This is a genomic window from Nocardiopsis kunsanensis DSM 44524, assembly GCF_000340965.1.
GTDB classification, from domain to species: Bacteria; Actinomycetota; Actinomycetes; order Streptosporangiales; family Streptosporangiaceae; genus Nocardiopsis; species Nocardiopsis kunsanensis.
The window spans coordinates 203,672-219,176 of sequence record NZ_ANAY01000001.1; the positions used below are offsets into that span (position 1 = coordinate 203,672).

Below are 15,505 nucleotides of genomic sequence, written 5' to 3' on the forward strand. Positions count from 1 at the left end.
CACCCGGCACCGCAACGGCGAGACCGAAGACCCCCACCAAGGGCAGCACCAGCCACGGGAAGGTCCAGAGGGTCGCACCGACATCACCCCCGCCACCGCCAGGGCCTGGAGGGCCCCGGCGTCGCCGACCCCGCCACGAGGTCCGCCTTCTTCTGCACGGCCACCGGCTCCGAGGGGCCAGAGTACCGTCAGAGCCACCAGCCCCAGCCGGGGCTGTCGATCCAGCCGCCGCTGGAGGTGATACGCGTCAGCTCTGCGGAGTCGCCGACATCGGCGATCTGCGGGGGCTCGTAGATCTCGACGTTCCCGTTCATCGCATTCCTCAATCTCTCGGGAGTGGACCACACTCGAGCGCTTCCCGCTGTGGAAACCGTCAGCGCCCGGTGCTGGTGCCCACCCTCGCGGTCCACGCTTCCTGAGCCCTGACCATCTTTCGACCCGAGGGTGTCCAGGTGGTTCCTCCGCTCTTCCCCCGGAGAACACACACGCTGGTCCCGCCGCCGCGCTACGGTCGGTGCGAACCGGACGACCGACCCCAGGAGACAATGATGAGCGCCCGCTTCCAGGAGCTCGACTGGCGGACCACTCCCATGGGGGAACTCAGCCTGCGCCGCCGTTACGACCCGCTCTTCCGGGCCGAGGTGCACGAGATCAAACTCGGGGACGAGTTCCTGATGTCGAGCCTGTTCACCGTGGCCGAGGTCGAGATGGCCCGGCTGGCCCTGGCCGAGGCGGAGGGCACGGACCTGCGTGTGGCCGTGGGCGGCCTGGGCCTGGGATACACCGCGCAGGCCGTGTTGGAGGCCGAGGCGGTCGGTTCCCTCGTCGTGGTGGAGACCCTGGCCGAGGTCATCGACTGGCACCGGCAGGGTCTGATCCCCCTCGGCCCCGAACTGGTGCGGGATCCCCGCTGCCGACTGGTGCACGGGGACTTCTTCGCCATGGTGGGTGCGGGTTCGGGAGCCGTGCCCGAACCCGCACCGGAACCGTTCCACGTGGTGCTCGTCGACATCGACCACTCACCGAGCCACGTGCTCGACCCCGGCCACGCCGTCCTCTACACGGACGAGGGGTTGCGGCACCTCAGGGACGAGCTCCTGCTGCCCGGCGGGGTCTTCGCCCTGTGGTCCAACGACGCACCGGACGAGGATTTCACCGAGCTGCTGGGAACCGTGTTCGACCGGGTCAGGGCCGAGGTCGTCAGCTTCCCCAACCCGATCCAGGAGCGCGATTCCAGCAACACCGTCTACCTGGCGGTGTCCCCCGGCACCGGGACCGGGGGCTGAGTGCGGCGTCAGCCGCGGGTGTCCAACCACATCACCTGCGGGTCGTGGTCGCTGACCCGGTCGTGGAACTCGGATCGGCGACCGGGATGTGGCCGAGGGCCTGCGAGCTGCCGTCGAACACGTAGTTGTACTGCTCGCCGGTGTCCAGGCCGGTCATCGGGTCGTGCAGCGGCCCGTCCCCGGTGAGCACCTCCAGCGTGCGGGAGAACTGGAAGCCGTTGAGGTCGACGGAACCGGCGGAGGTCGGACGCGAACCCCGGTGGGTTCCGTCCGTCCCGCCCCCGCTCGACCCGTATCAGGGCTTGCGTGCCACCCCGCAGTACTGGTCCATCCCGCGGTTGCTGCCGACCTCGACGGGGCGGGGCCGCCACAGGGGGCAGGGGACGACACCGGGGTCGAGGAGCTCCAGACCCTCGAATCGCTTCGCGATCTCCTCCGGGCTGCGCAGGATGTAGGGCACGTCCCCCTGTTCGTTGCCGACCTCGATGGCCTGGTTGTAGGCCTCGCTGGTGTTGCTGCCGTCGTAGCTGGCCAGGTAGCTGCCCGAGGGCAGAGCGTCCATGAGTCGGCGTACGACCGGCACGACCTCCTCGTCGGGGATGTGGCCCAGGATCCCCATGAGCATGAGCCCCACCGGCTGGTCGAGATCGAAGGTCCGGGCGGCGCGTTCGATGATCTTGTCGGGGGCGCGGAGGTCGGCGTCGATGTAGTCGGTGGCGCCCTCCTCGGTGCCGACGAGGAGCGCGCGTGCGTGGGTGAGCACGAGCGGGTCGTTGTCCACGTAGACCACGCGGCTCTCGGGCGCGACGGCCTGGGCGACCTCGTGGGTGTTGTTTGCCGTGGGCATCCCGGTGCCGATGTCGAGGAACTGCCGGATGCCGGCGTCCTGCGCCAGATGGGTCACGGCGCGGATGAGGAACTCACGGCCGCCGCGGGCCAGGTCCGTGATCTCGGGGAAGTGCTCGGCCACCTGGTCACCGGCGGCGCGGTCGACCGGGTAGTGGTCCTTGCCGCCCAACCAGTAGTTCCAGATACGGGCGGAGTGGGTACGGGTGGTGTCGATCTGCGGACCGTCGGGCATGGGAGGTGCCTCGTTCCATGGGGGTGGGCGGTTCGGGTGGCTGGGGGGCGGGCGCGCCGCCCTGGGCCTCGGGGCTGGGCGGCGCGTCACGTATGGTAGCGCCGGGTATGGCTCACTGCAGCCCCGCCACATAGCGTTCGCCGTCCTCGGCGATGTAGGCGACCGCTGCGGCCCCTTCGGCGACCACTGCCTCGAGACCCGATGCAGGTGCGGGTGCGTTCTCCGGCACAGCGACCGAGCGCTCGCCGTCGAACCCCTCGAACTGCGTGAGCATGTCCGGGATCCGGTCCTCGTCGACATGGATCACGCCCTCCCTCAGACCGATCGGCGGCTCAGGGTGTGGGGGGTTTCTTGTGGTGCCGGGTGATGGTTCGTCGGGGTCGGGAATTGTAGCCCGGCCGGGTCTGCGCAACCCGCTTCGGCGCCGCCCCCGGTTCTGATTCCCGGTGCTCATGGTGGCGGGTGTGTGGTGGGCTGGCCCCGGCGCCTCGGAGTGTGCGCTGCGACCCTTTGCGCCGGGCTTTCCCGACCCTTGTCGACGAACCCCCACACCCCGGCGCCCGGCTGCCAAAGGAACGGTGGGCGCTTTCCTCCCCCTGTGGCGGGCCATTGTGACCACCGCTGGCGGCGTGTGCGCGGTGACTCGCCCCTGGGGGTTGGTCGTGCCCCCACACTTCTTCGGGCGGATGGTTGGTCTGCGGCCGTTGGGTGTTCGGCGGCGAGAGCGGGCCAGCCCGGGGAAGGGGTGGACCGCACACCCCGAGGCGCCGCGAACAACCCACCACAACGCCGTACCCTTCAGCGGGTGCCGGGTATGTGGCGGGGCGCCGATGCGGGTTGCGGGAAGCCCCGGCCGGGCTACGCTCGACGCTCCGACGAACACCACCCACCTACCACCGGTCCATGGACCCGTCCCACCTGTCACTCCTCCACCGGCCGGTCACCGACCCACCGGGTCCGCCCCCGCGCAGGGCCACGTTCCCTACCCTGAACCCCCATCAACGCTCTAGGGATCGCGGCGCGGATCCCCTCCGACGGTGTCGTGGGCCGTGGGATCGACACCGAGTTCGGCCATGGCACGGGCGGTCTCGGCGCGGGGTGCGCCGAAGAAGGACCACGGCAGGTCACAGGAGTGGCGGCCGACGGATCCCAGGTGCCAGCGGGCGGGATCGGGCATGCCGGCCCGGTGGAAGGCCCAGCCGAACAGGTGGTGGGCCTGCGTGTCGTAGACGTGCGGGACGGCGTTCTCGGCCCAGGACCGGGCGAGGTCGAAGAGTTCCTGCACGGGCTCGCCGTGCAGGCGGCCCAGGCCCAGGTGAGCGATCTCGGGGTTCTTGCCTTCGGCGACCAGGCGTTTCTCCTCCCCGCGCAGGTGTTCGGCGTGGGCCAGGGCGAGCACGGCGGGCAGCGGGTCGCCCTCGGGGGCGACGTCGGCGGAGGCACCAGCGCTCGCGAACATCTCCTCGGTGGTGCCGCCACGGGTGGGCGAGAGGGTGCGCACGCGGGTCATGTGCGCGGGGAAGAGCGCGGGTGCGCGGTCGGTGATCTCGCGCCAGAGGCGGTCCTTCTCGTCACGGTTCGCGCCCAGACCCATGGCGACGGTCTGCAGTGCCGTCCAGGGCGCGGCGTCGTCGGGACGCAGCTCGGCGGAGGTCTCCAGGGGGATGCGCACCTCCTGGAGTGCGGCCGCCAGACCCTTGCGGTCGGCACGGGAGGATCCGGGGCGGCGTTGGGCGCCGGCGAGCAGGGTGTGGCCCACCCACAGGAGCACGTCGGCCTGGTCGGCGCCGTCCTCGGCGAGCTCGGCGACGTCGCCGATGCGCTGTACCGCTGCGCGGCCGAGGGCCTCGGCCGCGTGGACCCGGGCGTGGGGGTCGTCGCGGGTGTCGGCGAGCAGGGTGAGCCCGGGGGCCAGCTCGCCCCCGAGGACAGCTTCGCACACGGCACGTACGGCCGGATCGGTCCCGTATCCGGCGGGCACCAGGAGTTCACCGATGCCGGTACCGCCCAGCACCCTCTTCCGATTCCAACCGAAACGCCACATGCCACCGAGCTTAGGGGGTGGTGGGAAGGGCCCGGTGCGCGCAGGACGGGCGCGCGCACCGGGGGCCGAGTCAGCCGGCGTGGACGCCGGCCGCGGTCTCGGTGCGTTCCTCGGGCAGACCGGAACGCCGGGCCAGACGGTGGTTGATCACGTGCAGGACCAGGAGCACCACACCGAGAGCGGTCCCGGTGAGCACGAACCAGTAGTGGTGCAGGTCCAGGGACAGCACGGCCTGCAAGAGCCCGGCCCATTCGGGGGCGACCATCACCAGTACCGCGGCCAGGAGCAGGCCGAGGCGTTCGGCGAGCACGACCTTGCGCAGGAAGAAGCCCTCGATCGCCACCGCCGACGCCGTCAGGGCCACACACCCGGTCACCACGGCGATTACCACGTCGGCGGGAGGGCCGTCCAGGGCCATGAGCGCCGAGTAGGCCATGAGGAGCGGGACGAGGTAGAGGCCTTTGGCGAACTTCCACGCGGACACACCCGCGCGCATGGGCTTGGACCCGGCGATCCCGGCTGCGGCGAAGGCCGCGAAGGAGACCGGTGGCGTGACGTTGGAGTCCTGGCTGTACCAGTACACGATCATGTGCGCGACGATCAGGGCCAGACCGAGCTCTTCCAGGGCGGGGCCGGCCAGGATCACCAACACCACGTAGGAGGCGGTCACCGGCAGGCCGATACCGAGAACGAGCGAAGCCAGGGCGACCATGACCATGGTCAGCAGCAGGCTCCCGGAGAACGCGGTGACGAGCACGTTGGAGAAGACCAGCCCGAGCCCGGTGAGGCCGACCACGCCGACGATGATGCCGGCGACGGCGCAGGCCACCGAGACCGCCAGGGTGTTCCGGGCGGCGATGACGAAGACCTCGAAGAAGTCGCGCACCCCCAGGCGGCTGCTCGCCCTCAGCATCGCGACCACGAGCAGGGCGCCGCAGGCGTAGAGGCCGGCCTGTGCGGGGTGTACGTAGTTGAGCAGGAGCACGATGAGCAGCACGAGCGGTGCGAGGAAGTGCCAGCCGGCCTTCATGACGGTCCGGAACCGGGGGACCTCGTCGGCGCGCAGGGCCCCGATCCCGTGTTTGCGGGCGAGGATGTCCACGAACAGGAACATCACGCCGAAGTACATGAGTGCGGGGATGATGGCGACCTTGACGATCTCGGCGTAGGGGACGCCGAGCCGCTCGGCCATGATGAAGGCGCCCGCGCCCATGATGGGCGGCAGGACCTGTCCCCCGGTCGAGGCGGCGGCCTCCACCCCGGCAGTGTCGTATTTCTTGTAACCGACCCGCTTCATGAGGGGGATGGTGAAGGGGCCGGTGGTGACGACGTTGGCGATGGCGCTGCCGGAGACCGACCCCATCAGGGCGCTGCCGAGCACCGCACCCTTGGCGGGGCCTCCGGTCATGCGTCCGGTGAGCACGTAGGCGAGGCCGACGAAGAAGTTGCCGCCCCCGGTCTTGGACAGGACCGCTCCGAAGAGGATGAACACGAACACGAACGTGACGACCACGCCGAGGGTCATCCCGTAGATGCCGTCGTTGCCCAGGTAACTGTGGGTGGCGATGCGCTGGACTGTGGCGCCGGTGTGCCCGAACTCGCCGGGGATCAGCGGCCCGAGCCAGGCGTAGTACATGAACAGCGACACGAGGACGACCATGACCCATCCGACGGCACGGCGGGTGGCCTCGAGCAGCACGAGGATCCCGAGCAGTCCCATGATCCAGTCGGTGTTCTCGTAGCCGCCGGCGCGGGAGGCCAGCTCCTCCTGGAGGACGATCGGGTACAGGCTGGTGACCACTGCCAGGCCGATGGCGGCGAGGTCGATGCCGGCACCGAGGATCGTGCGGGTGCGGTTGCCGGCGGTGTCGAGGGGGTTTCCGTCCTCGTCCTCGACCGCCTTCAGCGGCGGCATCGTCAGGAACACCAGCAGCATCACGAACATCAGGTGCACGAGGCGTTGCTGGCGTGCGTCGATCCCCGCCGCCAGCGACACGTAGAGCTGGAAGGCGGTCAGTGCCGTGGCCAGCACGAGCACGAGCAGGCCCACGGTGTCGGCGGTGCGGCCGCTCCCCCAGCGTTCGGCTGCGATGCGGCGCCAGACGGGCGGGAGTTCGGCGCCGTGTCCCTCGACGTCGGGGAGTACGGATGCCTCACCCCGGTCCTGTCTCGGAGTGTGGGTCATGGTCCACCTCGGGTGGTCGGGCCGGGTTCGGGGTCGTAGGGGTTCAGCATTCGGGCCGGGGGATGCTGCCGAACCACGAGCGCAGGACGGAGATGCGGGCCGGTTCGACCGTCACGGGTTCCCCGGCCAGGCACGGGGACAGTTCCACCTCGGCGCCGGGGACCCGCAGCCGGTGGTCGACCTCTGCGGAGCCGACCCGCAGGACCATCTCGGTGCCGATGTCGCGGTCGAGGCCATCCACGACCCACCACTGCCCGTCGGCGCGGCCGGTGCCCTCGCCGGGGATCTGTCCCATACCGGCACCGAACTGGTGCAGCCGGGTGGCGTCGACGACGAGGCGGCCGTCCTCGACGAGGAGGTCCTCCTCGATGGGCAGCCCGTCGATGGAGTGGGTGTAGGCCACGGTCAGCACCTCGCCCTCGGCCAACGGCAGGTGTCCCAGGGGCCGGTCCTGGCCGCTCACACGCAACGCGGTCCGGGCGGGCCAGAGCAGGGCGGTCAGGACGGCGACGGCCAGGGCGGAGGCCGCCACCGCACGGGGCCACGGCGGCAGGCGCATCAGCCCTGGATGTCCTCGGAGAGTTCGACGCCCTGCTCCTCGTAGTAGCGCTGGGCGCCGGGGTGGACGGGAACGGGCGCGTTCTCCACGGTCTCGGGCACCATGTACTCCTCGCCGGGGGCGTAGGCACCGACGACGTCGTCGATGTTGTCGAACACGGCCTCGGTGATCTCGTAGGCCTGGTCCTCGTCGAAGTCCTCCGGGACCACGAGGGCGTTCCACGTGGCGACGGTGGTGACGTCCTCGTCGACGCCCGGGTAGGTTCCGGCCTCGATGGTGTGCTCGGTGTAGCCGCCCTCGCCCTCGACGACCTGGTCGAGTTCCTCCTCGCACATGGAGATCATGTCGATGTCGTCGGTGGTGCCGAGTTCGACGATGCCGGCGTGCCCCTCTCCGACGACCCAGGACCCGGCGTCGAGCCGGCCGTTCTGGAGTGCGGTCGCGGTCTCGGAGTAGCCGAGCTGGTCCATCTCGATGTCGTCCTCGCCGATGCCGAGGCTCTCGAACACCTGGTTGGTGGTGGTCTCGTTGCCGCTGCCGATGTCACCGACGGAGTAGCGGGTACCGACCACGTCGGAGAAGCACTCGTAGCCCTCCGACTCGGCGGTGGAGTCCAACGTGACGGCGTGGAAGACGTTGGGGTAGAGCACAGCGAGGGTACGGGTCCGGATCTCCTCGCCCTCGAAGTCGGCGGTGCCGGTGATGGCCTGGTCGGCGGAGTCCCCCTGGACCAGGGCCATGTGGGCGTCTCCGGAGTCGAGGAGGCGGAGGTTCTCCACGGAGGCGCCGGTGGCCTCGACCGAGGCCTGGTGCCCCTCGAACTCACTCTCGATGATGGTGGCCAGGACCCCTCCGATGGGGTAGTAGACGCCGCTGGTGCCACCGGTGGCGATGCTCAGGTTCTCGACGGGCCCGTCGGTGTTCTCGGCCGGTTGTGAGCAGGCGGACAGCAGGAGGACGCCGGCGGGGATCACGGCGGCCTTCATCAGGGAGCGACGCATGGTCTGGGTCCTCTCGGGGGGACGGACGGTCGACGGGGTGTGGCGCGCACCACTCCGCAGCAGGGAACCTAACCGCCGCACCCCGGACTTCCGTAGTCCCAGCGCCGGGATTTGAGCCTCTTCTGAGGTCGTGGCGCAGCGGTTAGGGTGACGCCATGCAACGGGCCCCCTCCCCGCGCCCAGGCACAGCACCCCTGTCGGCCTGCACCGCCCTGGTACTCGTCCTCGTGTTGACGCTCTCCCATCCGGAGGGCGCGCGTGTGCTGCGGGTGACGGTCGGCACGGGCGGCCCCGGCGGGGTCTACCAGGTCTACGGCGACGGTCTGGCCCAGGTCACGGCCGCCTCTCCGAACACCGAGATCTCCACGCGTGTGACCGGAGCGAGCGTGGAGAACCTGGAACTGGTGGCGCGCGGCGAGGTCGATGCGGCCTTCACCCTGGCCGACGTGGCGGCGCTGTCGGTGGCGGGTCGGCCGCCCTTCGACGGGCCCCTGCCGGTGGCGGCGGTCGCGCGCCTGTACGACAACCACACCCACGTGGTCGTGCACCGGGACTCGCCCTACGAGGAAGTCTCCGACCTGGAGGGGACGGCGGTGTCGGTGGGCGCACCCGGTTCGGGCACCGAGATGATGGCCGAACGGCTGCTCGGGCTCGCGGGGATCGGTGAGGGCAGTGACGGTCCCGGGGTGGACCGGCGGCGGCTGGCGATCGAGGAGTCCGCCGAGGCCCTGGCCTCGGGTGAGGTCGAGGCGTTCGTGTGGTCGGGCGGGCTGCCGACCCGCGCCGTGGCCGAACTGGCCGAGGAGACACCGGTCCGGCTGCTGGACCTGTCCCAGCACGTGCCCGAGCTCGTGGAGGGGTACGGCGAGTACTTCTCCGAACTGCCCGTGCCCGCCCACACCTATCCGGGGGTCCCGGCGGTACGCACGATCGGGGTGCCGAGCATGCTCGTCGTCTCCGCACACATGCCGGGGGAGGACGCCCGCGACCTGACCCGGACGCTGTTCGAGTCCCGGGCGGACCTGAGCGCCGTCCATCCGGTGGCCCTGCACCTGGACCCGCGTTCGGCGATCGCGACACGGCCGGTTCCGCTGCATCCGGGAGCGGCCGACCACTACCGTTCGGTCAAGTACGCACACGACCCGTGGGCGGTCCCCCCGTCACCGGAAGGTCGACGCGCGCGTCGATGCCGTGCGGGTCCGCGGGGCCGAGCGAGAGGGTCCCGCCCTGCATCTCCAGCAGGGTGACCACGATCGACAGCCCCAACCCGGAGCCGCCCGGGCCCCCGTCGCGCCAGAACGGCCGGGTGGCCTCGGCCAGTTGTTCGGCCGGGAGTCCGGGGCCGTCGTCGACCACCCGGACCGTCGCCGGGGCCTCCACCAGGACCCGGATGTGCGCCCCGGGACCGCCGTACTTGAGCGCGTTGTCGATGAGGGCGTCCAGGGCCTGTTCGAGGGTGCCCTCCACGCAGTGGACCACGGCCGTGCCGTCGCCCCCGCACTCCAGGCGGGCACCGGCGCGTTCGGCGATGGGCTGCCAGGCGGCGACCCGGTCCTCGGCCGCCTCGCGGATCTCCTCCTCCACCAGTGAGTGACCGGTGTCCCCGCTCCGGGCGAGGGTGAGCAGGCTGTCGCAGATGCGGGTGAGGCGGTCGACCTCGTCCAGGGCGAGACGGTGTTCACGGGTTCCGGCCTCGGGCAGGTGGCGCCCCAAGGACTCCACGCGGAGCCGCAGTGCCGCGAGGGGGTTGCGGACCTGGTGGCCCGCGTAGGCGACGAAGGTGCGCTGGCTCTCCAGCATCGAGGTGATGGTGTCGGCCATCCGGTTGAAGGACTCACCCAGGCGGCGTAGTTCCAGGGGGCCCTCACCTGCGGGCACACGCGCGTCGAGGCTGCCCCCGCTGACGGCCCGGGTGGCCTCGTCGAGGTCGTCGATGGGCCGCAGCACCCACCGGGTCAGCGGGTCGGCCGCGACGATACCCGCGACCAGCACGGACAGGGCCACTGCCCACACCCCGAGCCACTGGAGCAGGATCGCCCGGCGCAGCCCTCCCGTGGGCGAGGAGGTCACGACCGCACCCACGATCTCCCCGGAACCGATCGGTTCGGCGACCACGAGCGGTTCGGTGTTCCAGGGCCACACGACGGTGTCCGCACCCGCCCGGCCCCCGGCCAGCGCGGTGCGTACCTCGGCGGGCAGCTCCGCGGGCGCCCCGCCCACGGCCTCCTCCAGTCCCGTGCCGTCGAAGCCGGCACGGGAGGAGGCCACGACGCCGCCGTCACGGTCCAGGACCACACCCGCGACCCCGTAGAGCTCGTCGTAAGCGGCCAGTTCCCCGGACAATGTGCCGACCGACCCGGTGAGCACACTCGGTTCGGCCACCCCCGACAGCCGGGCGGTGTCGTTGATGCGGTCGAGGAGCATCTCGGAGGTGCCCCGGGCCGCGATGCTCCCGCACAGGGGCAGGGCCAGGCCCAGACAGGTGACCACGAGCAGGGTCACGTACACCGTCCTCACACGCCGGCGCATGCGGGTCAGGACCGCCCGGTCGCGGCGGTCCCGGTCGTGGAGAGCCGGTAACCGACCCCGCGCACCGTCTCGATGAGCCCCACCACCCCGAGCTTGGAACGCAGGGTCCCCACGTGCACCTCGAGGGTGCGCAGCGTGCCCGGCCAGCTGGTGCGCCACACACGCAGCAGGAGCTGTTCACGGGTGACCACCGCCCCTTCCTCCCGGATCAGGGCCGCAAGCAGGTCGAACTCCTTGCGGGTGAGTCCGATGGGGCCGTCTGCGTCAGCGACGGTGCGGGCGTCCAGGTCCACCCGGAGCGGTCCTACCCGCAGGACCGGATCGTGGCGGCGCCGGGTCCGGCGCAGGACCGCTTCCATACGGGCGCAGAGTTCCTCGACGGCCAGAGGCTTGACCACGTAGTCGTCGGCGCCCGAACGCAGGCCCCGGACCCGTTCGCGCCGGCGGCCGCGCGCGCTGACCATGATGATCGCGGTGTCCCCGAAGTCGTTCCGTTCACGCAGGAGCGAGCACAGTTCGAGGCCGTCCGTGTCGGGCAGTCCGAGGTCGAGCAGGACGACATCGACCGGGGCGGCTTCCAGCGCACCGGCTGCGGTGCGCACTTGCGCGACCTCGAAACCGTTGCTCTCCAGGGCCCCGGCGAGGGCGTCCGCGAGGCGGACGTCGTCCTCGACGAGCAGCACCTTGATCATGGCGTCCGGGTCCTCCGGGTGGCGGGGCGCGGTGTCCGGTCACCGCGCCCCGAGGGAGTGTTTCCTGCACACCCTAGAGGCGGGCCTGTGTCCTGGGCCACAGTGGGCCGCCGGATCAGATCCGGTGCACCTCTGCTTCCGGAACGATCTCCGGGGCGCCGTGCTGCACGGCGTCGGCTTCCCGGTCGGTGTCCTGCTCCTGCGCGGCGCGTTCGGCCTCGATGCCCTTGCGGTAGTACTCGACCTCGCGCTCGACCTGCTCGTCGGACCAGCCCAGCGGTTCGGCCATGAGCCGGGCGGCTTCCTCGGCGGCGGCGATACCGCGGTCCCAGGTCTCGAACGTGATGCGGGTGCGGCGCGTGAGCACGTCGTCGAGGTGGCGGGCGCCCTCGGCCTCGACCGCGTAGACGACCTCGGCGCGCAGGTAGTCCTCGGACCCCTCCAGCGGGTTGCCCAGGTCGGGACGTTCCTTCACCAGGTCGAGCAGGTCACGGGCGTGGGTCCCGTAGCGGCGCAGCAGGTGGGAGATGCGCGAGACGTGCAGGCCCGAGTCGTGGGCGAGGGCGTGGCGCTGGTTGACCAGGGCCTGGTATCCGGACGCACCCGCGAGCGGCAGCTTGTCGGTCACCGAGGGCGGCAGGGCACCGCCCAGACCGTGCGCGACGGCGTCCACCGCGTCCTTGGCCATGACGCGGTAGGTGGTGTACTTCCCGCCGGCGATGAGCACGAGGCCGGGTACCGGGTGGGCGACCGTGTGCTCGCGGGAGAGCTTGGAGGTCTCGTCCGACTCCCCCGACAGCAGAGGCCGCAGCCCCGCGTAGACCCCTTCGACGTCGTCGTGGGTCAACGGGGTGCGCAGGACCCTGTTGAGCTCGTCGAGTACGTAGTCGATGTCGGTGCGGCTCGCGGCCGGGTGGGCCTTGTCGAGGTCCCAGGGGGTGTCGGTGGTGCCGATGATCCAGTGGCGGCCCCACGGGATCACGAACAGCACACTCTTCTCGGTGCGCAGGATCATCCCGGAGGAGGCCTGGATGCGGTCGCGCGGCACGACCAGGTGGACGCCCTTGGAGGCGCTGACGTGGACCTGCCCGCGTCCGCCGACCATCTCCTGGATCTCGTCGGTCCACACACCCGCGGCGTTGACGACCTGGCGGGCGCGGATCTGCTTCTCCCCGCCCTTCTCCAGGTCGGTGACGGTCGCGCCGACCACGTGCTCGCCCTCACGCAGGAAACCGACGGCCTGCACCCGCGAGGCGACGTGCGCGCCCAGCCCCGCGGCGGTGCGCAGGACCGTGGTGACGTAGCGGGCGTCGTCGACCTGGGCGTCCCAGTACTGGACGGCGCCGGCCACGGAGTCGCGTTTGAGCGCCGGGAACACACGCAGTGCCCCGGAGCGGGACAGGTGCCTGTGCGCGGGAAGCCCGCGGTTGTTGCGGGAGGTGTGCGCGAGCGCGTCGTAGAGCGTGACACCTGCGCCGATGTAGAACCGTTCCCAGTGCTTACTGAAGGGGAAGAGGAACGGCACCGGGCGGACCAGGTGCGGCGCGATGGTGCTCAGCAGCAGTCCGCGCTCCTGGAGCGCTTCCTGCACGAGCTCGAAATCCAGCTGCTCCAGGTAACGCAGACCGCCATGGATGAGTTTGCTGGACCTGCTGGAGGTGCCGGAGGCGAAGTCGCGTGCTTCGATCAACCCGGTCGAGAGACCGCGCGAGACGGCGTCCAGGGCGATGCCCGCGCCGACGATGCCCCCTCCGACGACGAGGACGTCCAGTTCTTCTTCCCCGTCGGCCATGGACGCGAGTGCCGCGTCCCGGCCTTTGGGCCCCAGCCACGTGGTCGCCATGAGGTAGTCCCTTCAACTCGACAGGTATTCTGAGGGGCGCCTACCCACCCCGCGTCCCGTCCACCGGATCGGCCTGGATCAGGCTACCCAGGTCACATGGGGCACTTCAGACACACACGCCGCTGACCTGCACCGACAGTCCGGCCATGTGGGTTACCCCACCTGAAATCGGCATCTTTCGGCTCTCGGGGCCCGGACACGGGCTCCTGAGAGGCCGCCTGGATCCTGCGGCACCTCAGGAGGCGTCCGCGTAGGCGTGGGCGTAGGCGAGCACGTCGGTCACGTACTCACCGGAACGGTTGTAGTCCATCACCGCGGCTTCCCAGTCCTCCCCGGCGGTGAGGTCGCGCTGGTCCGCGCACAGGTACCGCGCCGCCGCCAAGGAGGCGTCGTCGATGTTGTGCGGGTCGGGTTCGCCGCCCTCCGACGGTTCTGCCCAATGCTCCCAGGTGCTGGGGATGAATTGCATGGGTCCCACGGCGCGGTCCCACTCGGTGTCGTCGTCGTAGTCCCCGCCGTCGGTGTCGGGGATCGCCTCGGTACCTTCGGTGCCGTCGAGCGGGATCCCGATGACGTCGACGGTCGTGGTGCCGTCCTCACCGATCTGCCCGCCCGCGAACGTGCCGTGCCGGGACTCCACGAACCCGATCCCGGCCAGGGTGGGCCAGGAGAGGCCACAGGTGGGCGTCTCCCGGTCGACGACGAGCTGGGCGCCGGCGTAACCCTCCAGGGCTCGGGCCGGGATGCCGGTGTCGTCGGCGACCCGTTCGAGCCAGGCACCGTCGGGCCGGGGCGAGGCCTCCTCGGGGGCGGAGCGCTCGTCGGCGGCGCCCTCGTTCTCCCCCATGACCTCCGCCTGTTCGGGCGGGCCGTCGAGTTCGCTGTGCGGCGGGGTCTGGATGGTTCCGTCCGAGGGCTCCACCGGTGCACCCACGGGTGGCTCCCACTCGCCCAGGGCCGTGGAGACACGGCCGGCCACGTAGAGCACGCCCCCTGTGAGCACCAGGCACACCACGAGGGCCGCGCAGGCCGTGATGACGGTCCCCCGCCCCTTACGAACGGTTCCGGATGTACTGCCACCCATACGTGTCTCCATCGGGGGTCGAGCCCTCGGCCGGGAACAGGGCGGATCAGCCGTGGGGGTTGACCACGACCTCGACTCGCTGGAACTCCTTCAGGTCGCTGTAGCCGGAGGTGGCCATCGTGCGGCGCAGGGCGCCCATGAGGTTCATGGAGCCGTCACTGGTGGAGGCGGGCCCGTGCAGGATCGACTCCAGGCTGCCGATGGTGCCGACCTCGACGCGGTGGCCCCGGGGCAGTTCGCTGTGGTGGGCCTCGCTGCCCCAGTGGAAGCCGCCGCCGGGCGCCTCGGTGGCGCGCGCGAGCGGAGAGCCGACCATGACGGCGTCGGAACCGCAGGCCAGAGCCTTGGCGATGTCCCCGCTGCCGCTCATACCGCCGTCGGCGATGACGTGCACGTAGCGGCCGCCGGACTCGTCGAGGTAGTCGCGGCGGGCTGCGGCGACGTCACCGATGGAGCTGGCCATGGGCACGGCCACACCGAGCACCGAGCGGGTGGTGTGGCCGGAACCGCCACCGAAGCCCACGAGCACGCCCGCGGCACCGGTACGCATCAGGTGCAGGGCGGCGGTGTAGGTCGCGCAGCCGCCGACGACGACGGGCACGTCCAGGTCGTGGATGAACTGCTTGAGGTTGAGCGGCTCGGCCCGCCCCGACACGTGCTCGGCCGAGACGGTGGTCCCGCGGATCACGAAGATGTCCACCCCGGCGTCGACGACCGCGCGGTGGTACTGGGCGGTGCGCTGCGGCGACAGGCGTGCGGCGGTGACCAGGCCGGTGCTGCGGATCTCCTCGATCCGGCGGCCGATGAGCTCCTCCTGGATCGGCGCGGCGTAGATCTCCTGCAGGCGCGCGGTGGCGGCCTCTTCGTCGAGCTCGCGGATCTCCTGGAGCAGCGGGGTGGGGTCCTCGTAACGGGTCCACAGCCCCTCGAGGTCGAGAACACCGAGACCGCCCTGCCGACCGACCGCCACCACCGTCTCGGGCGAGGCGACACTGTCCATGGGGCTGACGACCAGCGGCGTGTCGAATCTGTAGGCGTCGATCTGCCAGGTGATCGACACCTCCTCCGGGTCACGGGTCCGCCGGGCGGGCACGATCCCGATCTCGTCGAGCTCGTAGGCCCGGCGCCCGTTCTTGCCCAGCCCGATCTCCACCTGAGCCAACGCTTCGATCCCCTCTGACGTGTGTCACCGGCCCACAGG

At 71.0% G+C, this 15,505-nt stretch carries 13 protein-coding genes and 2 pseudogenes; 2 read left to right on the top strand and 13 right to left on the bottom strand.

What is annotated here, in order from left to right:
* Positions 1–188: 188 nt before the first annotated feature.
* Positions 189–314: a lasso RiPP family leader peptide-containing protein gene (locus D456_RS26385; protein ID WP_017574272.1), complete on the bottom strand. Its 126-nt coding sequence runs from the start codon at positions 312–314 to the stop codon at positions 189–191.
* A gap of 234 nt (positions 315–548) precedes the next feature.
* On the opposite strand from D456_RS26385, the gene D456_RS0100950 reads away from it, so the two are divergent.
* Positions 549–1,286, top strand: coding sequence for a polyamine aminopropyltransferase (locus tag D456_RS0100950; RefSeq protein WP_017574273.1), 738 nt, complete (start codon positions 549–551; stop codon positions 1,284–1,286).
* An 8-nt stretch (positions 1,287–1,294) separates the two neighbouring features.
* Here the strand turns inward: D456_RS0100950 and D456_RS25295 are convergent.
* The 7 genes and pseudogenes from D456_RS25295 to D456_RS0100985 all read right to left on the bottom strand — a co-directional run.
* Positions 1,295–1,512: pseudogene (locus D456_RS25295) on the bottom strand (endonuclease/exonuclease/phosphatase); the annotation flags it as partial.
* A gap of 69 nt (positions 1,513–1,581) precedes the next feature.
* On the bottom strand, positions 1,582–2,367 hold the full coding sequence (locus tag D456_RS0100960; protein ID WP_017574275.1) for an SAM-dependent methyltransferase: 786 nt from the start codon (positions 2,365–2,367) through the stop codon (positions 1,582–1,584).
* Positions 2,368–2,479: 112 nt separating this feature from the next.
* Positions 2,480–2,674 carry a hypothetical protein gene (locus D456_RS0100965; protein WP_017574276.1) on the bottom strand — a complete coding sequence of 65 codons (195 nt, stop codon included), beginning with the start codon at positions 2,672–2,674 and terminating at the stop codon, positions 2,480–2,482.
* Between the two features lie 699 nt (positions 2,675–3,373).
* The gene (locus D456_RS0100970; protein WP_051049375.1) at positions 3,374–4,411 is read right to left on the bottom strand and encodes a hypothetical protein; all 1,038 of its coding nucleotides are present in this window, start codon (positions 4,409–4,411) and stop codon (positions 3,374–3,376) included.
* A gap of 70 nt (positions 4,412–4,481) precedes the next feature.
* Positions 4,482–6,596 carry a TRAP transporter permease gene (locus D456_RS0100975; RefSeq protein WP_017574278.1) on the bottom strand — a complete coding sequence of 705 codons (2,115 nt, stop codon included), beginning with the start codon at positions 6,594–6,596 and terminating at the stop codon, positions 4,482–4,484.
* A gap of 43 nt (positions 6,597–6,639) precedes the next feature.
* Entirely contained in the window at positions 6,640–7,155 is a 516-nt protein-coding gene (locus D456_RS0100980) for a DUF1850 domain-containing protein (RefSeq protein ID WP_017574279.1), read from the bottom strand.
* Positions 7,155–8,156: a TAXI family TRAP transporter solute-binding subunit gene (locus D456_RS0100985; RefSeq protein WP_017574280.1), complete on the bottom strand. Its 1,002-nt coding sequence runs from the start codon at positions 8,154–8,156 to the stop codon at positions 7,155–7,157. Before D456_RS0100985 ends, D456_RS0100980 begins: the two co-directional genes overlap by 1 nt.
* A 155-nt stretch (positions 8,157–8,311) precedes the next feature.
* Here D456_RS0100985 and D456_RS25300 point away from each other — a divergent pair.
* Positions 8,312–9,271, top strand: a pseudogene (locus tag D456_RS25300) (TAXI family TRAP transporter solute-binding subunit); the annotation flags it as partial.
* A gap of 10 nt (positions 9,272–9,281) precedes the next feature.
* Here the strand turns inward: D456_RS25300 and D456_RS0100995 are convergent.
* The 5 genes from D456_RS0100995 to D456_RS0101015 form a co-directional block, all read right to left on the bottom strand.
* Positions 9,282–10,685: a sensor histidine kinase gene (locus D456_RS0100995; protein ID WP_040698415.1), complete on the bottom strand. Its 1,404-nt coding sequence runs from the start codon at positions 10,683–10,685 to the stop codon at positions 9,282–9,284.
* 5 nt (positions 10,686–10,690) lie between these two features.
* The gene (locus tag D456_RS0101000; RefSeq protein ID WP_017574283.1) at positions 10,691–11,377 is read right to left on the bottom strand and encodes a response regulator transcription factor; all 687 of its coding nucleotides are present in this window, start codon (positions 11,375–11,377) and stop codon (positions 10,691–10,693) included.
* A 115-nt stretch (positions 11,378–11,492) separates the two neighbouring features.
* Positions 11,493–13,220, bottom strand: coding sequence for a glycerol-3-phosphate dehydrogenase/oxidase (locus D456_RS0101005; protein WP_017574284.1), 1,728 nt, complete (start codon positions 13,218–13,220; stop codon positions 11,493–11,495).
* Positions 13,221–13,455: 235 nt separating this feature from the next.
* Positions 13,456–14,304, bottom strand: a complete 849-nt coding sequence (locus D456_RS0101010) for a lytic transglycosylase domain-containing protein (protein WP_017574285.1) — start codon at positions 14,302–14,304, stop codon at positions 13,456–13,458.
* Between the two features lie 46 nt (positions 14,305–14,350).
* Positions 14,351–15,457, bottom strand: a complete 1,107-nt coding sequence (locus tag D456_RS0101015) for a GuaB3 family IMP dehydrogenase-related protein (protein WP_017574286.1) — start codon at positions 15,455–15,457, stop codon at positions 14,351–14,353.
* Positions 15,458–15,505: the final 48 nt, after the last annotated feature.